Origin of the sequence: Micromonospora sp. RTP1Z1 (genome assembly GCF_033804685.1) — a bacterium.
Lineage (GTDB): Bacteria > Actinomycetota > Actinomycetes > Mycobacteriales > Micromonosporaceae > Micromonospora.
Map to the genome: position 1 here is coordinate 1 of NZ_JAPFQV010000028.1, position 20,790 is coordinate 20,790.

A 20,790-nucleotide genomic window follows, 5' to 3' on the forward strand; every position below is an offset into this window, starting at 1 on the left:
GGCGTTCATCCGCACCGGAATCACCAACGCCGGATCCGAAGGCACCAACCGAGTCATCAAAACCGTCGCCCGCAACGCCTACGGCTTCCGCAACCCCATCAACCAACGCCTACGAACACGCTGCGCAACCACCCGGAAAAGCCGCGGACACCTCAACCCCCACTAACTTCGCTGAGCCCGATGAGTCCGACCGGGTGCCGCCCGGCAGAATGCACCCCGCAGAAGTTCAGGAACGCGTGCTTGAAGCGCCCGACCGTGGCGATTGTCGACAGCCCCAGCGAGGTGATGACACTGGCAGCAGGTCATGGAAGACGGTCGCTGTTGTTGTAGCATCCGCGATCATGACCGTGGAGCGACTCATACGCGACCTGGTGGTGCGTCTGGAACGGTGACCGCACCGACGAGCTGGGGCGGTCCTTCGCTGACAAGTTCGATCACGGCGGGCGGGCCGACCTGTCGCAGACCTGCAGGCATCGGATGACGCCAATGCGGCAACCTGGGCCGACAGCCATTGCCAGATCGTGTCGCTCGTCAGCGACGGCCGGCAGGTGGCGTTGCGCTGGCGGGCTACCGCACGGCAGGTCGGGCCGGATACGGCTTCGGCATGCATGGTCTCCTCGGCGATCTTGCAGCGCGAGAAGTCAACCAAACCAACTCCACCAAACCCAGGGCACATCACTTCCCGCAGGAATACGCCCTCGCCAACCAGGTCGCACATCCCAGCAACGTGTACCTGCGGGAGGACGCCCTCACCGACCCGCTCGACACCTGGCTGGCCTCCGCCTTCACACCCCACCGCATCGCACAGACCATCACCGCGATGGCCGATGCCCAGCCACTGGACCAACCGCCCGCGCTCGCCACGGCGGCTCAGGCGATCATCACCGAGTGCGACGCCGAGCTAGAGCGCTACCGCGCCGCCCTCGACGCCGGAGCGGACCCCGCGGTGGTGACCGACTGGATCTCTCAAACCCAGGCGAACGCGCTCGCGCTGAAGCCGATCTCCACGCGCAGTCGGGCAACAGCCCGCGCCGGATGAGCCGATCCGAGATCAATGACCTGGTACAGGCGCTCGGTGACATCGCTACCGTGCTCCGCGACGCCGACCCCGCCGACAAGGCCGAGGTCTACCGGCAACTCGGCCTCCGGCTCACCTACCAGCCGGAAACGCAAACGGTGCGCGCTGAAGTGGATCTCAGCGCGCACCGTGGGGTAATGGTTCGTGTCCGAGGGGCGACGTCGACCACAAATCCATGATCGTCGTTCATGACGAACTACAACTGGCACCCGGATAACGGCTGCAGTCGACTCCTGATGCCGCCGTCGCCGTCTACCGACTGTGGCGCGACGGCGGCTTCACCGTCGGACGGCCTGCGCTGGCTCCTCCATCGGCCGGGTGACTCGCAGGGTCACCCACCCTGCCGGCATGCCAGCGTGGACCGCGGGGCAGGAGGCGAGAACCTCACGACCCGCAGTAGGTGTCAGGGCTTGAGGATCAGCCGAATCGGGCTGCCTTCCTTCTTCACAAGCCGTTCGACGCCCCGGGGCGCCTCGGACAGCGGCAGCACATCGCTGATCGACCCGGAGAGGTCGAGGCGGTGGTGGCCCACCAGGGAGACGAGCTGCTCGACGTGCTCGTTCTCCGAGCAGCCACTCGCGGTCTGCGTGGCCGGTCAGCCCCATGACGTTGTCGCAGGGCTCGTCACCGAGGATCCCCGGGTGGACCAGGGTTCCGTGGGCCGGGGGAACGCGCGGCGCCCACACCTGGCCGGGGGTCAGCTCCTCGTACTTCCGGGCGCAGCCGACGCACATCCGCGACGTGCCGCTGCTGCTGCCCATCTCGATGACCTGCCAGAACCCGTCGTCGCAGCAGCCGACCGCGCACAGGAAGCCGAGGCGGAAGATCTTGGCTAAGCAACCTCTCAGGTTGGGGACCGTAGAGTCCGGGGCGGATGCACCAGGCGGTGCGCCTTTCTGCAGGTCAGCGCCGTACGTCGCGCGACCCGAAAATCCGAGAGGATGCCCCTATGATCGAGGCTGTCGGCCTCACGAAGAGATACGGCGACCGGCTGGCGGTGGATCAGCTCTCGTTCACCGTGCGGCCCGGGCAGGTGACCGGGTTCCTCGGTCCCAACGGAGCCGGTAAGTCCACGACGATGCGGATGATCCTCGGTCTGGACGCCCCGAGCGCCGGCCGGGTGACCGTGAACGGGCAGCCGTTCGGCCGACTGGACAACCCGATGCGGGAGGTCGGCGCCCTGTTGGACGCCAAGGCCATCCACGGCGGGCGCAGCGCGTACAACCACCTGCTCTGCCTGGCGCAGAGCAACAACCTGCCGAAACGTCGCGTCGACGAGGTCCTGGAGCTGGTCGGCCTCACCGAGGTGGCCCGGAAGCGGGCCAGGGGGTTCTCGCTCGGGATGGGACAGCGGCTCGGCATCGCGAGCGCGCTGCTCGGTGACCCGAAGATCCTGATCTTCGACGAGCCGGTCAACGGGCTGGACCCCGAAGGCATCCTCTGGATCAGGAACCTGATGAAGATGCTGGCCGCCGAGGGCCGGACCGTCTTCGTCTCCAGCCACCTCATGTCGGAGATGGAAAGCACCGCCGACCACCTGCTGGTCATCGGTCGCGGTCGCATGATCGCGGACTGCACGGTCCAGGAGTTCATCGACCAGAACTCCGAGCTGGCGGTCCGGGTGCGGACCCCGGACGCCACGCGGCTGGCCGAACTGGTCGTGGGCGCAGGCGGGAAGCCCGCCACGGACGGCGAGGGACGCCTGCTGGTCACCGAACTGGCCCTGGACCGGATCGGCGACCTCGCCTTCGACAACGGCGTACGACTGCACGAACTGTCGCCACTGCAGGCGTCGCTGGAGCAGGCATTCATGGAACTCACCCGGGACAGCGTGGAGTACCACGCCGCCGTCCGGGGTGCCGACAAGGAGGAGAACCGAGCATGACCGCGCTGACGCTGCCCGTGGCACTGCCGCCCGCGACCCGCAAGGCCGGGCTCGGCGGGGCGTTGCGCTCCGAGTGGACCAAGATCCGCACCGTCCGCTCCACGATCTGGTCGCTGGTGGCCATGGCCGGGATCTCCATCGGCCTGATGTCGCTGATCGCCTGGGCGACCATGCACCGGTGGGGACGGTTTGAGCCCCGCGAGCAGGCCGACCTGCTCCGCCACCCGCTGGAGATCATCCTGGCCCGGCCGGTGTTCGTCAGTCAGCTGGTGGTCGCCGTGCTCGGGGTCATGGTGATCTCCGCCGAATACACCACGGGCATGATCCGGTCCACCCTGCAGGCACAGCCGCGACGGCTGACGGTGCTGACCGCGAAGATCGCGGTGTTCGCGATCCTCATGCTCGTCGTCGGCGAACTGCTCAGCTTCGCCGCTTTCTTCATCGGCCGTCAGCTCATCGCCGCGCACATCCCGGTCCACCTCGGCGACCCGGGCGTCACCCGGTCGGTGATCGGCGCCGGACTCTACCTCGCCGTGCTCGGCCTGTTCTCCCTGGCCTTCGGCGCGATCCTGCGGCACACCGCGGGCGCCATCACCGCGGTGCTCGGGCTGGTCCTGATCGTGTCGAACCTGACCGGGCTGCTGCCGGACAGCTGGGGTCATCACATCAACGCGTGGATGCCGACCAACGCGGGTCAGCTCATCCTGCAGGCGCAGCGGGCCCCGGACGACCTGCTGGGCCCGTGGCAGGGCCTTGGCGTTTTCGCTGGCTGGACAGCGCTGCTGCTCATCGTGGCGGCCGTCCTGTTCCGCACGCGTGACGCATAGCTGAGCGTGGCCCGGCTGGCGGGTGGCCTACTGGCCGCTCCGCCAGCCGGCGCCGAGGAAGTCCACGCACGGCGGGATGGCCAGATCGGGCCTTGACCCGTGCGAGTGGACCCCACGCGAGCTGCGGCACAGCTTTGTGTCCCTGCTGTCGGACAGCGGCGTGAGCATCGAGCAGATTGCCGACCTCTGCGGCCACTCCGGCACGACCGTCACCGAGAGCGTCTACCGGCACCAACTCCGGCCGGTGCTCCTCAGCGGCGCGGTCGCCATGGACCGGATCTTCGACGCTGAGGCGTAGTGGAGATCGCAGGTAGGGGCCGGTGCAGTTGAGTGCAGTTCAGCCCGGTTGGGCGCAGTTGCGGGCCATTGAGCGCATGCCACTTCTTCCATCCCGCTCCCCCGAGCCTGATCTACCTGCCGCTGCGATCCGCGCGGCCAGCCTCTTGGACCGGGGATGAGTGTCTGTTGGACCTGGTGCTTCTCATAACCCAGGTGCTCGGTCATCTCCTCTTTCAACGCGGTCTCCAGGACCGTCTTGGTCAACTGCCTGAGCAGCCCATCCGGCCCCGTCAAAGACAGGCCCTGTTCCTTGGCCAACCGGACCAGCTCGGCGGCGGCCTTCGCCTCCGCCGACTGATCGGCCTTGGCCTTGGTCTTCCTCGCGGTCACATCGTTCAGTGTCGCGGTCATCACGGCACCCTCCTCACCAGGCACAACGCCTGGCGGGTCAGGCCGGAAACACCGTTAGATCCACAGTCCCTGGGCTCACCTCGAGACTGATCTGTCGTGGAAGTCCCGAGGTCGGGTATCGGTCCTCCGTTTCGTGATTGAGTGTCAGCAGCGACGGGTGTGTCTTTGAGCCTGCCCGACCTGCCAAGCAGCTGCGGCTCGACCTCCTCGACATCGAAGCGTCGCCCAACCTGGGTCGGAGCAGTGGACGGTGGTGACGTGCGGATCGCGGTGGCACTCGGCGCAGGCGGGGCGCGCGGCTATGCGCACATCGGGGTGATCCAGGTCCTTGAGGAGCGTGGGTTCGACATCGTTGGGATCGCTGGCTCTTCCATGGGTGCCCTCGTCGGGGGGCTGTACGCAGCGGGCAAGCTCGACACCTACGCCGACTGGGTACGCACCATCGGCCAACGCGACGTGCTGCGCCTGCTCGATCCGAAGGTCGGCGCGCCCGGCGCGATCCGGGCCGAGAAGCTCATGGCCCGGGTCAGGGAGCTACTCGACGGCGTACGCATCGAACAGCTGCCAGTGCCCTTCACGGCGGTAGCGACCGACCTGTGGGCCGGCCGAGCCGTGTGGTTTCAGCACGGTCCGGTGGACATCGCGGCGCGCGCCTCCATCGCACTGCCACCCGCCATCACGCCGGTCATGATCAACGGCCGACTCCTCGCCGACGGTGGCCTGATGGAGCCGCTACCGATGGCGCCGACCACCTTCATGCCGGCCGACGCGGTCGTCGCCGTGTCCCTCAGGGCAGACCGCGCCGACTCCCACCCTGAGGCAGCTGTCCGGGAATCGGCCGACCCGCCAGGACAAGGGTGGCGGGACCACCCGCGGGGCCCCGCCGGATTCGTCGACCGGGTGATCTCCCGCGGCGGCGCATCTGGTGACGGCAGCCCAGCGGCGGACGCCTCCGCGGAAACCATCACCACCGACGACGGGCCACTTGGCCAACTCCCCGCCGACCTGCGCGTATCCGACGTCATGAGCCTGTCATTGGAGGCCGTACGGGATCTTCTAATCCGCTACCGGTTGGCCGGCTACCCGCCGGACCTGCTGATCGAGATACCGACGAACGCCGTCCGGACGTACGACTTCCACAGGGCGACCGACATGATCGAAGTCGGCCGACGGGCAGCGCTCGATGCCCTCGCGTCGAGCCCGTTCGCCTGACGGCGCCCCCAGACATCGAGACTACTTCCGCCGGGTTTCTCCTTTTTCCTAGCGGGTAGCCGCGCCCGGTGAGCGACGCCGACGATCGGTCTATGGCCCGCCGGACGCTGATCGTCATCGGTCTGGTCCTCGCCACCCTGGTCGGGCTGGCGTTGGTGTGGGAGACCCGGCGGGTGCTGATGTGGGTGGTGGTCGCCGCGTTCTTCGCGGTGGCCCTGAATCCGCTGGTGGATCGGGTGCAGCGACGGCTCGTTCGGCGTCGGGCGGCGGCCACGCTGGTCGTGTTCGTGGCCAGCTTCGTGGCGCTCGCCGCGCTCGGCGTGCTCATCGTGGTGCCCCTGCTGGACGAGCTGGCCCGGTTCATCGACCGGGCGCCGGACCTGTTGCGCGAGGCTCGGGCCGGGCGAGGACCGGTCGGCGAACTGCTGGAGCGGTTCCACCTGCGGCAGTACGCCGAGGCCCACGCCGACCAGTTCCAGCGCTTCGGCGGCAAGCTCGGCCGGTCGACGGTCGGGCTGGTCCGCGGGACGGTTCAGGGCGTCGCCGGAGTGCTGACGGTGGTGGTGCTGGCGTACCTGATGGTGGTGCAGGGGCCGCGGATCACCGCCGGGACGCTGGCCCTGGCCGGCGGCGCCCGGGCCGAGCGGCTGCGCCGCATCGGCCGGGAGTCGGCGCGCACCATCACCGGCTACCTGAGCGGAAACCTCCTGATCAGCCTCATCTGTGGCCTGGCGACCTTCGTGGTGCTCGCGGTCACCGGCGTGCCGTTCGCCGCCGTGATCGCCCTGTTGGTCGCCATCGCCGACCTGATCCCGCTGGTGGGGGCGACCCTCGGCGCCATCGTCGCGGGCGGCGCGGGCTTCCTGCACTCGCCCACCGCCGGGGTCGTCGTGCTGGTCTTCTTCGTGGTCTACCAGCAGGTCGAGAACCACCTGCTGCAGCCGGTCATCATGTCCCACGCGGTCCAGCTCAACCCGCTGACAGTGCTGGTCAGCGTGCTGCTCGCCGCGGAGCTGGGCGGCCTCCTGGGAGCCCTGCTGGCCATCCCGGCCGCCGGCATCGCGCGAATTTTGCTGCGTGAGTTCGTGCCCGCCGACAGGCAGGCCGGCTCCGTGCCAGCCGAGGCCGGCCCCGCAGACCGCACGGGGGGACCTGCACCGTCTGAGCGGCCTCGGTCAGGGTGGCCCGGACCAGCCGGCGGGCGACCACCCGGAGGACGACGCGACGGCTGGCAGCCGGCACCTGGCGACCGGGACCGGCCACCGGCCGGCGAATAACGGGGCTGACCGGCGGCGTGCCGCCACCTCAAGCGCGCCCGCCCGGTCCAGGTGGAGCGCCCCGCTTGAGGTTTGACCCGGACCGAGCGGGCGCGGTCTGGTGGCCTCCGGGTGGGTGGGCAGGAAGGGGCGGCCCCGGGCAGTAGTCGTTGTGCGGCGGCCATGTCGGCAACGTTCGAGGCCAACGGCATGGTCCGACTACGGTTAAGACGGGCATAAACGGCAGAAGCGGGCGACCGATGACGGCGGGTAAGTTGGGGGTACTGCTGCGAAGACCTGAGCAGGGGCGGCCGGCATTCCTGGAACTGTTCTTCGACCTGGTGTTCGTCCTCGCATTCGTCCGGCTCTCGCAGGAGCTGCTGGAGCATCTGAGCTGGACTGGCGCGTTCCAGACACTGGTGTTGCTGCTCCCTGTGTTGGCGGTTTGGGTCTCTACGGCGAGGTTGCTGGACGCGTTCGACCCGCAGCATCCGCTGGTACAGCTGCTGACCATGCCCATCATGTTCGGCACCCTCGTGATGGCGGCTGCGACGCCTGAGGCGTTCGGCCGCAAGGGCTTGGTCTTCGCAGGTGCGTACCTCACCGTCCGGCTTGGTGGCCTGGCTGTCGCCATCTTCTTTTTGCGTGGCCACGAGGCACAGCCCAGCGCGGTGCGGCTACTGTTCTGGGTCGGCATGGCTACGGTGCCATGGATCGCGGGTGGGCTCCTGGCCGGCTGGGTGCGTGGAGCGTTGTGGATAACGGCGGCGGTCATGGAGTACGCGGGGATCGCAATCGGCTTCCCCACGCCGCGACTGGGCCGCAGCGGCGAGCGTCGACTCGAGGTCGTGGTCTCCGAGGAGCACACGGCCGAGCGGTACCAGCAGTTCTTCATCATCGCGCTCGGCGAGCCGATCCTGGTGACCGGACTGACATTCGGAAGCGGCGAGTTCGGGGCTGACCGCAGCGCCGGGGCCCTACTGGCGTTCGCCACCACGGCACTGCTGTGGCGCATCTACATCCACCGCGCCGGAGAACTGCTGGCCGGCGCCATGACAATGGCCCCCAACCCACGCCGCCTTGCTGTCCTGACGATCTACTCCCACGTGATCATGATCGCCGGCATCGTCACCATCGCCGTCGGCGATGAACTCCTCATCACCCACCCGCTCGGACACCCGGACCCGGCCTGGATCGCCGTCATCCTCGCCGGACCCGCCCTGTTCCTCGCCGGACGAGCCACCTTCGAGTACGCGGTGTTCGGCCGCGTGTCCGCCCCCCGCGTGATCGGCGCACTCGCCCTGGTCGCCCTCACCCCAGCAATGAAGCCGGCACCGCCGCTCGCGGTAGCCACCACCGCCGCCCTCATCCTGGCCGGCGTCGCCGTAGCCGACATGCTCCGCACTCGAAGACTTCCATCCGAGCGGCCGTCACCACCCGGCTAGTGCTTTGACCAGAAATGCCGCGCCGACGCAGCGTCGCGTGCGCGGCCCTGCCGTACGTCTGCCCGGACCGGTCGTGGAGGTCGATGATCTCCGACAGCAGCCCGCGGTCTTCGACCTCCTACGGCCCCGGGGTCGGCCTCTCGATACAGCCGCACCGCACGCCGGCGCAACTTAGGGCCACACAGCAGTCGTTGCGGGCAGCGCCTACGTCAGCAACGTTCAAGGCCCTACGGCATGGTACGACTACGGTTAAGACGGGCAGAAACGGCAGAAACGGGCGGCCGATGACGACGGGCGGGGCGAGCAAGCTGCTACGAAGGCCCGGGCAGGGGCGGGCGGGATTCCTGGAACTGTTCTTGGACCTGGTGTTCGTCCTGGCGTTCTTCCGGCTCTCGCAGGAGCTGCTTAAGCATCCGAGCTGGACTGGCGCGTTCCAGACACTGGTGTTGCTGTTCGCCGTGTTGTTTGTCTGGATCGCTGCCACGAGGTTTACGGACACGTTCGACCCGCGACATCCGCTGATCCAGCTGGTGGTCATGTCGATCATGTTCGGCACGCTCGTGCTGGCGGCTGCGGCGCCCGAGGCGTTCGGCCGGCGGGGCCTGGTCTTCGCAGGTGTGTACGTCGTCGTCCGGCTTGGTATCTTCGCTGTCGCGATCCTTCTGTTGCGGGGCCACGAGGGGCAGCGCAACGCGGTGCGGCTACTGGTCTGGGTCGGCGTGTCTGCGGTGCTCTGGATCGCGGGGGCTTTCCTGTCCGGCTGGGTGCGGGGAGCGCTGTGGATGACGGCGGCGGCCGTGGAGTTCGTGGGGATCGCAATCGGCTTCCCCACGCCGCGGCTGGGCCGCAGCGGCGAGCGCCGACTCGAGGTCGTGGTCTCCGAAGAACACGTGGCCGAGCGGTTCCGGCAGTTCTTCATCATCGCGCTCGGCGAGCCGATCCTGGTGACCGGACTGGCATTCGCAAACGGCGCGTTCGGCGCTGCCCGCAGCGCAGCGACCCTCCTCGCGTTCGCCACCACGGCACTGCTGTGGCGCATCTACATCCACCGCGCCGGAGCACTGATAGCCGGCGCCATCACAGCGGCCCCCAAACGACTCCGCGTTGCTGTCCTGACGGTCTACTCCCACGTGATCATGATCGCCGGCATCGTCACCATCGCCGTCGGCGACGAACTCGTCATCACCCACCCGCTCGGACACCCGGACCCGGCCTGGATCGCCGTCATCCTCGCCGGACCCGCCCTGTTCCTCGCCGGACGAGCCACCTTCGAGTACGCGGTGTTCGGCCGCGTGTCCCCAACCCGCCTGATCGGCGCACTCGCCCTGGTCGCCCTCACCCCAGCAATGCGGCCGGCACCGCCGCTCGCGGTAGCCACCACCGCCGCCCTCATCCTGGCCGGCGTCGCCGTAGCCGACGCGGCCCGTACCCGACGATTCCCATCCGAGCAGCCGTCACCACCCGGTTGAACGATCGCGAGCGGGCAGAGATCCAGCGGTCAACTGGGCGAGTTCAGTCGGTGGAAGCATTTGCCTCGACGAGTTCGGTGAATATCTCGGAGGGCTTCTTCCAATCGTGGATCTTACGCGGTCGGTCGTTGATCTCGGAAGCCACCATCGCCAGATATTTGGGGTCGGAGGTGATCGGGACGCCCTTGGGGAAGTACTCCCGCAGGATCCGGTTGGCGTTCTCGTTGCTGCCGCGTTGCCAGGGTGAGTGCGGGCGGGCGAAGTACACCGGCAGTCCGGCGGCGGTGATCCTCGCGTGGCCGGCCATCTCGGACCCGCAGTCCCAGGTCAACGACCGGGCCAGCTGCGGCGGTAGCGTCCCGGCGGCGGCGATGATCGCGTCGCCGACGGTCAACGCGTCCCGGCCGGTCAGCGGGACCAGGACCACGAACCGCGAGGTGCGCTCGACCAGCGTCGCCACCGCCGTCTTCCCGCCCTTGCCGATGACCAGGTCGCCTTCCCAGTGCCCGGGGACCTGCCGGCCCTCGACCTCGGCGGGGCGTTCGTCCAGGTAGCGCGGCTCACGGATCCGCGGCGCCGGCGCCGGACGGGCACCGCCACGCCGGGCCGTGCGGCCGGTACGCAGCCGGATCAACTCCCGCGCCAGAGTGGACACCGGCTGGGCGTACACCCACTGGTAGATCGCCTCGTGAGACACCCGGTAAGCCTGATCGTCGGGGTAGTCGAACGCCAGCCGACCCGCGATCGACGCCGGTGACCAGCCCAGCCGCAGCCGCTCGCGTACCACCTCCCGCAGGCCCGGCGCCCGCTCGACCGCCCACGTCTTCGGCCTGCACCGGGCGACCGCCGCCGCCGCGTCGGCCGCCGCGGCCCGGTACCCGGCCCGGCCACCGTGCCGGGCGACCTCCCGCGACACCACCGACGGATCCCGGCTGATCAGCACCCCGATCTGCTTGTACTCCAGGCCTTCGGCCAAGCCACGGGATATCTCTTCACGGTCAGCCAAGGCCAATATTGCGCGCACGGCGGAACATCCTGTCCCACCGAACCATCAAGATCAAATGCTACGACCGGCTGAACCTGCCCTGTCCTGGTGCTGCCGCAACGGCTCGCGGCCGGCATCGTGGGTGGTCTGAGCGGGGTCGCAACGCCCGTAAGCTGCCCGGCTTCGCCGAGCGGGTAGCCATGGGAGCGGGGGCAACCGAATCGCCTCGACAGGAAGCTCGACAGGGAGGAGAACGGATCGCCGGGTTTGTGAGGGCCGGGCGGGGTAACCCCCGCCATGGCTGCTGAGCGGGGAGACCTGCTTCGCCCCAACGCCGCTGCCGGACACGCCAAGGACCTGGCGGCGAAGGCCCGGCGTCACGGTGGCGAAGCAGGCCGGCTGAGGCTGCGCCTGTTCACGATCATTCTGTTCGTAGCAGCTCAATGTGGGCTTGCCGCCACGTTGTCCTGGGGGCTGGCGCACGACGTCCTGGGTCGCCCCGCACCGATCTTCGCGCCCAGCGCGGCCGTCGGCACGATCGTCGCCGCCCTCGGGCAGCGCGCCTTACGTACCGTCGAGATGATGCTCGGCGTCGGGCTGGGCCTGCTCGTCAGTGATCTTCTCATCCGCTCCCTCGGGTTCGGGCCCTGGCAGATCGGCCTGGTGGTAATGCTGGCCATCGCCGTCGCCCTGTTGATGACCGGGCGCAGCGGTGCGCTGGTCGCTCAGGCGGGCAGTACCGCTGTGCTGATCGCCACGTTCTCCCACGTGCAGCAGGGCCTCGAATGGGCGCGGATCATCGACGCGGGAGTGGGCGGCGCCATCGGGCTGGCGGTAGTGGCGTTGCTGATACCGATCAACCCGATGCGCATTCTCGAGCGGGCTGTCGCACCGGTCGCCGCGACCCTCCACACGCAGCTTCGAGAGGTTGCACACGCACTCGCCCGGCGTGACCCGGACCGCGCGACACGGGCGCTGGACCAGTTGAGCGGAATGGAACCCGACCTCGCCCGGCTGCACGAGGCCCTGGCTGGCGCCGAGGAGGTAACGACGATCGCGCCGCTACGCTGGCAACGCCGAATCGATGTCAAGCACTACCGGCGCGGCATCCAGCACATCGATCGGGTGACCCTCGGGTGCCGGGCGCTGGCCCGCTGGGCCGCGACCACGTTGCAATACGACGAGCCGGTCCCGGAGGAACTCCCCGGCGCCGTGGATAGGCTCGCCGAGGCGATCCAGTTGCTGAGGCGGGAGGCGCGGGAGGGTGGGCCGTTCGACCAGACCCGCAACGCGGTGTTGGACGGGGCGCGCCTGGCCGGCCAGGCGTACCACAGGGGCCTCAAGCCCTTCTCGGACGCCGTGGTGATCCAGCTACGCACCATGGCGAGTGACCTGCTCCGGGCGACCGGGTATGAGCCGGAGACGGCCAACCGGATGGTGCGCGAGGCGGCCACTGCCTAGGATCGGCCGGCGGCCCGCTCGGGCGGATGGACAATGGTCTTACGGGCGGACACCGTCGAGCGCGGGTAAGGGCCGCAGGCAGATCTCGTGCGCATCGTCGGGCGGTAGACCGAGCGTGCGCAGCAGGTCCTCGGTGACCCGGTCGGTTGCAGCGGCGTCGTCGCGCTCGGGGTGGTCGTGCAGCAGTTGCCCGAGAACCAGCGCGGCGCCGGCAATAATCACCATCGCCAACTCGGGGTCGCGAACGCTGAACCGCCCGGCACGGACGCCGTCTTCGATGTCGCGCAGGGCTCGCGGCGCGAGTCCCTTGTCGGAACCGGCCAGGGCCAGGCCGTTGCTGAGCAGGACCTTGCTCAGCTCGGGACTCCGGCGATGGAGGCGTCCGGTCAGCCGGAAGCTCTGCGCGAAGACGTGGGCCGGGTCGTCCAGGCCCACGGTCAGCTCGTCGAGCAGGGCGCCGTAGCGCTCGAGGGCGTCCTCCACCGCGGCCTGGTAGAGCTGCTCCCTGCTGTCGAAGTGGTTGTAGAACGACCCCATCCCCACGTCCGCGGCCTGGGTGAGCTCGAGGATCGGGACGTTCTGCTTGCCAGCCGCGATGAAGGTCTGGGCCGCGCGAACGAGCGCCGATCGGGTGTGCGCCTTCCGCCGTTCCAGGCGGTTAGGGGCGTGCCGGGTCTGTTGCGCCATGCCTACTTGTTCACCTCTCCCAGGTCGGTCTGCGCCCACTTTAATCCTGGCGGGCTTCAGAGTTGACGGAATCGTCAGCCGGTCTTGACTGACGCTACTCTCGTAAGTGACGATTTCGTCATCACCTGGAAAGGAGCGTGACATGATCGACCGGCACGACCCACACACCGGCCTGCACAGCGAGCAGGGTGCGTTGCCGGGCGAGCACCCCGGGCGGGCGCGCAACCCGATCGTCAAGGTGCACGACCTGGCCTGGCTGGAGTTCCAGAAGCCGGATCTGGAGCGGGCCGAGGTCTTCGCCCGGGCCTTCGGCTTCACGACCTCGCTGCGTACGCAGGACGAGCTGCACCTGCGGGGCGCCGACCCCGGATCCCCCTGCGTGCTCATCCGCCGGGGCCCCCGGTCCCGGTTCATCGGCCCCGCGTTCATGGCCGCCGAGCCGAACGACGTGCTGCGGCTCGCGGACGCGACCGGACGGACCATGGCCAGCCTGCCGGAGAGCCTGGGCGGGGTGACGGTGGACCTGGTCGACCCGAGCGGGGCGCGGGTACGCGTGGTCGCGGACACGCACGAGCTCCCCGCGCTGCCCACGCAGCAGCCCCTGACGTTCAACGTCGGGCACGACGTGGCGCGGGTGAACGCCACCCAGCGGCCGCCGCGGGAGCCGGCCAAGGTGCAGCGGCTCGGCCACGTCGTGCTGCAGACGACGAGGTACCTGGAGACGCTCAACTGGTATCTCGAGCACCTGGGTCTGATCGTCAGCGACTTCCTCTACCACCAGGGGCAGCGCGAGCGCGGCCCGACCATGAGCTTCATTCGCTGCGACCGCGGCAGCACGGCCACCGACCACCACACGCTCGCCATGACGCTCGGCCCGGCCAACCGGTACGTGCACTCGGCCTACCAGGTCTCCGACCTCGACTCGCTCGCCGCCGGCGGGGAGTACCTGCTCGACGGGGGCTACCAGCGGTCCTGGGGGATCGGCCGGCACATCCAGGGCAGCCAGATCTTCGACTACTGGCGTGACCCGGACGACTTCCTGGTCGAGCACTTCACCGATGGCGACCTGTTCGACTGCACGCTCGAGCCGGGCTGGGCACCGATGAGCGCCTCGGGGCTCGCCCAGTGGGGTCCGCCCGCCACCAAGGATTTTCTCGGCATGAGACCCGGCCGGGAATCGCTTCGCGAGCTGCGCGCGGTCATCAGCGCGCTGCGCGAGGAAAACGAATTCGACCTCCACCGCCTCCGCGGCCTGATGAAAGCGTTCACTTCATGACCACCTCCGTCCTGCGCACCGCCGACGCCTGGTGGGTGCTCACCCCCACCGGCGCCGCCAAGGTGCACACCAGCGCCACCACCACCGCCGAGCTGCTGGCCGACCGGCCGGCGATCGTCGCGGCCGCGACGAGCAGCGACACCGTTCCGGTGGATGACCTTGCGCTGGTCTCCCCGGTGACGGCGCCCTGCCGCGTCGTCGCCCAGATGACGAACTTCGCCTCGCACGTCAAGGACAGCGGCGGAGATCCCGCAACCGTCCCCTTGACCTTCTTCCGCAAGACCTCGGGCTCGATCAGTGGGCCGTTCGCCGACGTGGTCCGCCCCGCCCACGTGCGGCTGCTCGACTACGAGGTGGAGATCGGCCTGGTCTTCGGCCGCGAGATGCCGGTCGGCACGACCGTCACCGACGACAACCTCGCCGACTACGTCGCGGGCCTGGTGGTCACCAACGACATCTCGGCACGCGACGTGCAGCTGCCCAAGACCCAGTTCTACGAGGGCAAGTCCTACCCGACCTTCACCCCGGTCGGCCCCGCGCTGGTGCTGCTCGACGCCGAAGAGCTCAAGCGGTTCATCGACCTCCGGCTGAAGCTGTGGGTCAACGGCGAGCTCCGGCAGGACATGACCGTCGCCGACATGATCTACCGCCCGGCCCAGGCGCTGCAGGCGCTGACCCGCTTCCAGCGGGTCGACCCCGGCGACCTGCTGCTGACGGGCACGCCCGTCGGGACGGCCCTGAGCGCGCCGCCGAAGCCGGTCGAGATCATCGCCTCGCTGCTGCCGCCCGCGGTGAAGTGGAAGATGTTCTTCAAGGGCCAGGCCCGGAACCCCAAGTACCTCAAGGACGGCGACGTCGTCGAGGCCACCATCGCCACCGACGACGGCGCGATCGACCTGGGCCGGCAGCGCACGGTCGTGAGGTACGCCCAATGACCGACGACCGGCTGTGGCCGGACTACGCCACGCCCACCGACCTCGCCGCGATCGAGGCCGTGCCGCTCGAGGCGCGGGGCCTGCCCGAATCGACCTACGCGCTGCTCGCGCGGGCGGCGACGCACTGGCCGGACCGCACGGCCATCACCGTCCTGCCCGACGCCGCTGGCTGGCGCGAGCCGCTGCGCCGCACCTTCGCCGAACTCCTGGCGGATGTCCACCGGTACGCGAACCTGCTCCACGACCTCGGCGTCCGGCGGGGTGACGCGGTCGCCCTGATGTCACCCAACTGCGCCGAGCTGATCACCGCGACGCTGGCCGCGCAGCTCGCCGGGATCGCGGCGCCCCTGGGCGGCGGACTGTCCCGGCCGCACCTCGCCGAGCTCCTCCGGCGCTCCGGTGCCCGCGTGCTGGTCACGGCCGGGCCCGAACTCGCGCCGGACACGTGGGACACCGCGCAGGCGCTCGCCCGGGGCGGCCTGCTCGACGCGATCCTCGTGCTCCGGCCCACCGGGGCGGCGGACGCGCCCCAGCCGCTGCCGGCCATCGACGGTGTACGCGTCGGCTACCTCGGCGAACTCGCGGCGCCCATGAATCCGGCCACCTTCGACGGTGCCCTACCCCGGCCCTCCGACCTGGCCGCGATGTTCCACACCGGCGGCACGACCGGCGCGCCGAAGCTGGCCGCGCACACGCACGCCAGCGAGGTCGCCGACGCGTGGATGCTGGCCGCCAGCTCCCTGTTCGACGAGGAGACCGTGGTCTTCGCGGCCCTCCCGCTGTTCCACGTCAACGCACTCGTGGTCACCCTGCTCGCGCCGCTGTTCAAGGGGCAGGCTGTGGTGTGGGCCGGTCCGCTCGGCTACCGCGACCCCGCGCTGTTCGGCGCGTTCTGGAAGATCGTCGAGCACTACCGGATCGCCGCCATGAGCGCGGTGCCCACCGTGTACGCCGTACTGGCGCAGGTCCCGATCGACGCCGACATCAGCAGCCTGCGGTTTCCGATGGTGGGGGCCTCGCCCCTGCCCGCCGCGGTCCGGGACAACTTCCAGGCCCACACCGGGATAACCCTGGTCGAGGGCTACGGGCTTACCGAGGCGACGTGCGCGAGCGCGCGTACCTTCCCCGACGCGTCGCGGCCGGGCTCGGTCGGGCAGCGCCTGCCCTACCAGCGGGTGCGGGTCGTCGCCACGGACGGCACGTGGGAAGACCGACCCGTCGGCGAGACGGGCGTGCTGGCCATCAGCGGCCCGACGGTCTTCCCCGGCTACGTCATCGACCGGGACGAGAACGGCCACGTCCTGGACGGCCTTGGCAAGGTGGTCGACGGCTGGCTGGACACCGGCGACCTCGCCCGCCTCGACGAGGACGGCTTCGTCTACCTCGCCGGCCGGGCCAAGGACCTCATCATCCGCGGCGGACACAACATCGACCCCGCGATCATCGAGGACACTCTGCTGGCCCACCCGCACGTCACCGCGGCCAGCGCGGTCGGGCGCCCCGACGTCCACGCCGGCGAGGTACCCGTCGCCTACGTCACCCTGGCGCCCGGCGCCACCGTGACGGAGGACGACCTGCGCGACTGGGCAAGCAACCGAGTGCCCGACCGCACCGCCGCGCCCAAGACCGTGACGATCCTCGACGAACTGCCCGTCACCGCCGTCGGCAAGCTCTACAAACTCGCCCTGCGCAAGGACGCCGCCCGCGCGGAACTCCGTGCCGCGCTCGACCAGATCCCCGGAGTACAGGACATCGAAGCCGCGATCGAGGGCAGCTCCATCGTGGCCACGGTAACGATTCATCCCTCTGCCCACGAGGAGGCCGTCAAGACGATCCTGGGCCGGTATGCCATCGAATGGCGATTGGTGGTCATGTCATGACGCTCGCTGCGTCCATCCTCGCGGTGCTGCTCGCGCTGGTCTTCCTCGCCCTGGGCACGGCCAAGATCCGAGCTTTGCAACCGATGCGGGAGCTGGCCGTGGAGGCCGGTTTCTCCGTCGCCGCCTATCGCCGGATCGGCCTGCTCGAGGTCGCCGCGGCGATCGGACTGTTCATCGGCCTGTTCCAGCCGCTGATCGGCGTTCTCGCCGGGGCTGGGCTGCTGCTCCTACTCGGCGGAGCCGTCGTCGCACACCTGCGTAAGGGAGACGGCCCGCGAAAGTATGCCCCGGCTGTCGTCTGCGGGCTCCTGGTCGCCACCTACCTCGTTCTTCAGCTGCTGGCGGCGCGATGACAGTGGTTCCGGTGGTGATCGTCGGCGCCGGCCCCACCGGGCTCACCGCCGCGACGCTGCTCGCCCAGTACGGCGTCGAGTGCCTGGTTCTCGAGCGGTGGGATTCGTTCTATCCCCAGCCCCGGGCCGTCGCCCTCGACGACGAGGTCCACCGCATCCTGGCGCGCCTCGGGCTGCGGGACGAGTTCGCCGCCATCTCCAGGCCCCACCGGGGTCTGCGTCTCCTCGACCGAAACATGCGGGTGCTCGCCGAGTTCCAACGCGACATGGCGGAGGGCCGGCACGGCTACCCCCCGGGGAGCATGTTCGACCAGCCGGAACTGGAGGCGATCCTCCGTCAGAATCTCAAGCAGTACGACACCGTCACCCTTCGCGGCAACACCGAGGTCACCGCGCTGACCCAGGACGCCGGCGGCGTACGGATCGACGTTACCGACACGGCCACGGGCGAGCACGATGTCGTCCGCGCGGCGTACGTCCTCGGTTGCGACGGCGCCAACAGCCTGACCAGGGCCTCGATCGGCGCCACCATGCACGACCTCGGGTTCACGCAACGCTGGCTCGTCATCGATGTGGTCACCGAGGTCGACCTCGGCCAGTGGGAAGGGGTGCACCAGCTCTCCGACCCGGCCCGCGCCGGCACGTACATGCGGATCGGGAAGACCCGCTACCGGTGGGAGTTCCAGCTGACGCCGGGTGAAACCGCGGACGACTTCCGCGACATGGCCCAGCTGCATCCGTTGATCGCGCGGTGGACCGGGAACATCCCCGTCGCGGAGCTGGAGATCATCCGTGCGGCGGAGTACACCTTCCGCGCGCAGGTCGCCGACCGCTGGCGCGACCGGCGGGTGTTCCTGCTCGGCGACGCCGCCCACCTCACCCCACCGTTCATCGGTCAGGGCATGTGTGCCGGGCTGCGCGACGGGATGAACCTCGCCTGGAAACTCGCCGGCGTGCTCGACGGGACCCTGCCCGAGACCGTGCTCGACACCTACGAGATCGAACGCAAGCACCACGCCCGCGCCATGATCAAGCTGGCGAAGATGATCGGCACCGCGATGACGGCCGGCGGCAGAGTCGGCGACGTCATCCGCCGCGCGGTGGCGCCGCGGCTGCACCTCGTACCCGGCCTCAAGGAACTGGCCACCGACAGCCAGACACCCCCGCTGCACCGGTCCGACCTGGTGAAACGGCCACGCCTGCGCCGCACCCTCGCGGGCCGACTGTGCCCGAACGCGACCGTCGACGGCGATCGCCGATTCGACGACGTGGCCGCCGGCCGATTCGCGATCGTCACATCTCACGAGCCGTCCCCCACCCAACGAGCCGACATCGAACGGCGTGGAGCAGTTCTCATCACTGCGAAACCCGGCAGCGAGCTACACCAATGGCTGAGGACAGGTGGGGCGCGCGTGGCGATCGTCCGTCCCGACGGCACCGTCCTCAGTGCCGGCCGCCAGCCGCCCGCCTGTCACTGACTCACACCGCCGTATCCGCCGCTCGCATTCCGTGATGGTCGGGTGGGCCATGGTGACGGCGAAGCGTTCCAGCCGGGTCCAGCCGCTTCGCTGTCCGCGGACGCGCGGGGCAGTTGATTGAGCGCGATAAGCGTGGTGGTGGCCGTTTCTACGGCGGTGCTCGGTTCGGCGCCGGCGGGTTGGGTGTCGGCGAGGGCGAGCGCGCGGAGCAGGGCCGCGCCGCGTCGGGTGGGCCGTTGGGTGCGTCCGTCGGGCGGCGAGGAACTCCACCACGCGGCTGACGATGCCCCGGCTGTCGGTCCGCCAGCATCACGGGCGGGATGACCGGAGCCACAGAACGCTCAGCCACGACAACCGCCCCGATCGAAACAGGTTCGGTCGAGGGTGTCGCTGAGCTGAGATTGGCGTGGTCAAGCGCGCTTGACCACCAGTACGTAAAAGACAGCATGAATGCTGCAATTTGGTGTCCGAGGGGCGAGGTGAACCCCAACTACATGATCAGATTAAATGCTGACCTCTCGTTGCCCTAGGGCACGCTGCCAAGGCGTCGCAGATCTCGTGTACGTCGGCGGCCGGCCCTCAGGGACCGCAAGGGCCACAGGGTCCGCAGGGCCCGTCCGGCGGCGACGGCGTGGTGCGGCCGGATGGTTCGACGCGGCCGGGCGCAGCACGCCCGACCCGTACATCTCGCTCAACCTGACCGCGACACCGCGCGCCGGTGCGCCCGGGGTATACGACCTGGCCTCGCCGATGATGCTGGCCGGGGCGCGCTACGTGGTCCGCGGCTCGGTGGTCTCCGCCGCCGGGGAGCCGCCGGCCTCGCTGGAGGTCCTGTACGCGCCGGACCAGTTGGCCGTGCGCACCGCGACCCTTGACGGTGTGCCCGTGGCCCGCTCGTTCATGGTGGTGGTCACGCAGATCCAGGTGCCGTCAGGACCCAAGGCGTTCCCGATCCCGAGCGACCCCGGGCTTCTGCCGCAGCAGCCGCCCATCGAGACCATGTGACCGGGCGACGGGCCGGTCGTCGGCGATAACCGCGCCGGACCCGGGTGGGACTTGGCGCGTGGCGACGGCGAAGAGGACTGGCGGGTTGGTGCCCGAGGCGGGAAGCCGTGCCGGGCACGACGTCGTCAAGCCTTTGGAAGGCTGGCATCGCGGCAGCGCCGGCAGGGCGCGCCGCCGGGACCGGCGTGCGCGGCGTCGAGGTCGACATGGGCGATGACGGGACCGGTGAGGCTCGCCCGGTGCGGCCGGTAGCCGCGGTCGTAGTATGGCAACAGCAGGTCCACGGCCGCGCGGAGCAGCCCGGCACGGACGAGATCCGCGACGCGGTCCGACTCGGCAGATCCCAGCCGGTCCCGGATCCGGTCCACCGCACGCAGCCAGAGGTCGGTGGGTGCGCGCCCGTACGCGGCCACCAGCGCCGCCGCCCGCGCGGCCACCGGGCGCACCACCTCGACCTGCGGGGCGGCGCGCTGCACCGCCAGCAGCAGCGGCGGCACGCTGAGCGATCCGATGTGGACACCCTTGTATTCGCTCCACACGGGACAGTCCGAGTCCAGGCGCACCAGGCGCTGGTGCACGGCGGCGCCGAACGCCCGGTTCGCCGGCTGGCCGCGGTGGGGTGGGATCAGGGTGCCGAATGCGGACCCGCGATGCCCGGCCAGGTCCTCCACGTCGAGCACCTGCTCGCCTGCGTCGGCCAGTCGGTGCAGCAGGTCGCTCTTGCCGCTGCCGGTCGTACCGACCAGCAGCACCATCCGGACCGGCCGCTCGCCGAGGTCCGGCGCTGGTGCCCCTCGCGCGGATCGGGAGAGGTAGGCCACGAATCCACGCGACGTTCCACGCCGTACCGCACGAGAGGACTCCCCCA

The 20,790-nt window shown here is 69.7% G+C and carries 21 protein-coding genes and 1 pseudogene; 17 read left to right on the forward strand and 5 right to left on the reverse strand.

Features of this window, described 5'->3' with window-relative positions; genetic code table 11:
* The first annotated feature begins 7 nt into the window (after window positions 1-7).
* From SLP03_RS15870 to SLP03_RS15880, 3 genes are all read left to right on the forward strand, one after another.
* Window positions 8-166, forward strand: a complete 159-nt coding sequence (locus tag SLP03_RS15870; protein WP_413644531.1) for a transposase — start codon at window positions 8-10, stop codon at window positions 164-166.
* Window positions 167-604: 438 nt separating this feature from the next.
* Window positions 605-1,039, forward strand: coding sequence for a hypothetical protein (locus SLP03_RS15875; RefSeq protein WP_319461363.1), 435 nt, complete (start codon window positions 605-607; stop codon window positions 1,037-1,039).
* Complete coding sequence (locus SLP03_RS15880; protein ID WP_319461364.1) at window positions 1,036-1,257, forward strand: hypothetical protein; 222 nt, start codon at window positions 1,036-1,038, stop codon at window positions 1,255-1,257. The genes SLP03_RS15875 and SLP03_RS15880 overlap by 4 nt, the downstream gene beginning before the upstream one ends.
* A 224-nt stretch (window positions 1,258-1,481) precedes the next feature.
* On the opposite strand, the gene SLP03_RS15885 is transcribed toward SLP03_RS15880, so the two are convergent.
* Complete coding sequence (locus SLP03_RS15885) at window positions 1,482-1,610, reverse strand: hypothetical protein (protein WP_319461365.1); 129 nt, start codon at window positions 1,608-1,610, stop codon at window positions 1,482-1,484.
* Window positions 1,611-2,027: 417 nt separating this feature from the next.
* Here SLP03_RS15885 and SLP03_RS15890 point away from each other — a divergent pair, with 417 nt between their 5' ends.
* The 3 genes from SLP03_RS15890 to SLP03_RS15900 are packed head-to-tail and all read left to right on the forward strand — an operon-like array spanning window position 2,028 to window position 4,088.
* The gene (locus tag SLP03_RS15890) at window positions 2,028-2,963 is read left to right on the forward strand and encodes an ABC transporter ATP-binding protein (protein WP_319461366.1); all 936 of its coding nucleotides are present in this window, start codon (window positions 2,028-2,030) and stop codon (window positions 2,961-2,963) included.
* Entirely contained in the window at window positions 2,960-3,790 is an 831-nt protein-coding gene (locus SLP03_RS15895) for an ABC transporter permease (RefSeq protein ID WP_319461367.1), read from the forward strand. Before SLP03_RS15890 ends, SLP03_RS15895 begins: the two co-directional genes overlap by 4 nt.
* Window positions 3,791-3,812: 22 nt before the next feature.
* Window positions 3,813-4,088 (forward strand): tyrosine-type recombinase/integrase, encoded by a 276-nt coding sequence (locus SLP03_RS15900; RefSeq protein ID WP_319461368.1) that lies wholly within the window; start codon window positions 3,813-3,815, stop codon window positions 4,086-4,088.
* Window positions 4,089-4,264: 176 nt separating this feature from the next.
* Here SLP03_RS15900 and SLP03_RS15905 read toward each other — a convergent pair.
* Window positions 4,265-4,480 (reverse strand): annotated as a pseudogene (locus tag SLP03_RS15905) (transposase); the annotation flags it as partial.
* Between the two features lie 258 nt (window positions 4,481-4,738).
* Between SLP03_RS15905 and SLP03_RS15910 the strand changes: the two are divergent.
* The 4 genes from SLP03_RS15910 (at window position 4,739) to SLP03_RS15925 (ending at window position 9,862) form a co-directional block, all read left to right on the forward strand.
* Entirely contained in the window at window positions 4,739-5,692 is a 954-nt protein-coding gene (locus SLP03_RS15910; protein WP_319461369.1) for a patatin-like phospholipase family protein, read from the forward strand.
* 92 nt (window positions 5,693-5,784) lie between these two features.
* Window positions 5,785-6,969, forward strand: a complete 1,185-nt coding sequence (locus SLP03_RS15915; RefSeq protein WP_319461370.1) for an AI-2E family transporter — start codon at window positions 5,785-5,787, stop codon at window positions 6,967-6,969.
* A 239-nt stretch (window positions 6,970-7,208) separates the two neighbouring features.
* Window positions 7,209-8,393 carry a low temperature requirement protein A gene (locus SLP03_RS15920; RefSeq protein WP_319461371.1) on the forward strand — a complete coding sequence of 395 codons (1,185 nt, stop codon included), beginning with the start codon at window positions 7,209-7,211 and terminating at the stop codon, window positions 8,391-8,393.
* A gap of 284 nt (window positions 8,394-8,677) precedes the next feature.
* Window positions 8,678-9,862, forward strand: coding sequence for a low temperature requirement protein A (locus tag SLP03_RS15925; RefSeq protein WP_319461372.1), 1,185 nt, complete (start codon window positions 8,678-8,680; stop codon window positions 9,860-9,862).
* A gap of 43 nt (window positions 9,863-9,905) precedes the next feature.
* On the opposite strand, the gene SLP03_RS15930 is transcribed toward SLP03_RS15925, so the two are convergent.
* Entirely contained in the window at window positions 9,906-10,868 is a 963-nt protein-coding gene (locus SLP03_RS15930) for an IS30 family transposase (RefSeq protein WP_319461373.1), read from the reverse strand.
* Between the two features lie 276 nt (window positions 10,869-11,144).
* On the opposite strand from SLP03_RS15930, the gene SLP03_RS15935 reads away from it, so the two are divergent.
* A complete protein-coding gene (locus SLP03_RS15935; RefSeq protein ID WP_319461374.1) occupies window positions 11,145-12,308 on the forward strand; it encodes an FUSC family protein in 1,164 nt (387 codons plus the stop codon).
* Window positions 12,309-12,347: 39 nt separating this feature from the next.
* On the opposite strand, the gene SLP03_RS15940 is transcribed toward SLP03_RS15935, so the two are convergent.
* Window positions 12,348-12,995: a TetR/AcrR family transcriptional regulator gene (locus SLP03_RS15940; protein ID WP_319461375.1), complete on the reverse strand. Its 648-nt coding sequence runs from the start codon at window positions 12,993-12,995 to the stop codon at window positions 12,348-12,350.
* 142 nt (window positions 12,996-13,137) lie between these two features.
* Between SLP03_RS15940 and SLP03_RS15945 the strand changes: the two genes are divergently transcribed.
* The 6 genes from SLP03_RS15945 (at window position 13,138) to SLP03_RS15970 (ending at window position 19,922) form a co-directional block, all read left to right on the forward strand.
* Entirely contained in the window at window positions 13,138-14,271 is a 1,134-nt protein-coding gene (locus tag SLP03_RS15945) for a VOC family protein (RefSeq protein ID WP_319461376.1), read from the forward strand.
* The gene (locus SLP03_RS15950; RefSeq protein WP_319461377.1) at window positions 14,268-15,206 is read left to right on the forward strand and encodes a fumarylacetoacetate hydrolase family protein; all 939 of its coding nucleotides are present in this window, start codon (window positions 14,268-14,270) and stop codon (window positions 15,204-15,206) included. The genes SLP03_RS15945 and SLP03_RS15950 overlap by 4 nt, the downstream gene beginning before the upstream one ends.
* Window positions 15,203-17,086, forward strand: coding sequence for an acyl-CoA synthetase (locus SLP03_RS15955; RefSeq protein WP_319461378.1), 1,884 nt, complete (start codon window positions 15,203-15,205; stop codon window positions 17,084-17,086). Before SLP03_RS15950 ends, SLP03_RS15955 begins: the two co-directional genes overlap by 4 nt.
* On the forward strand, window positions 17,083-17,439 hold the full coding sequence (locus SLP03_RS15960) for a DoxX family protein (protein WP_319461379.1): 357 nt from the start codon (window positions 17,083-17,085) through the stop codon (window positions 17,437-17,439). Before SLP03_RS15955 ends, SLP03_RS15960 begins: the two co-directional genes overlap by 4 nt.
* Window positions 17,436-18,917: a bifunctional 3-(3-hydroxy-phenyl)propionate/3-hydroxycinnamic acid hydroxylase gene (locus SLP03_RS15965; protein ID WP_319461380.1), complete on the forward strand. Its 1,482-nt coding sequence runs from the start codon at window positions 17,436-17,438 to the stop codon at window positions 18,915-18,917. Before SLP03_RS15960 ends, SLP03_RS15965 begins: the two co-directional genes overlap by 4 nt.
* 750 nt (window positions 18,918-19,667) lie before the next feature.
* On the forward strand, window positions 19,668-19,922 hold the full coding sequence (locus tag SLP03_RS15970; protein ID WP_319461381.1) for a hypothetical protein: 255 nt from the start codon (window positions 19,668-19,670) through the stop codon (window positions 19,920-19,922).
* A gap of 125 nt (window positions 19,923-20,047) precedes the next feature.
* Here SLP03_RS15970 and SLP03_RS15975 read toward each other — a convergent pair whose 3' ends face one another.
* On the reverse strand, window positions 20,048-20,743 hold the full coding sequence (locus SLP03_RS15975) for a hypothetical protein (RefSeq protein ID WP_319461382.1): 696 nt from the start codon (window positions 20,741-20,743) through the stop codon (window positions 20,048-20,050).
* Window positions 20,744-20,790 lie beyond the last annotated feature (47 nt).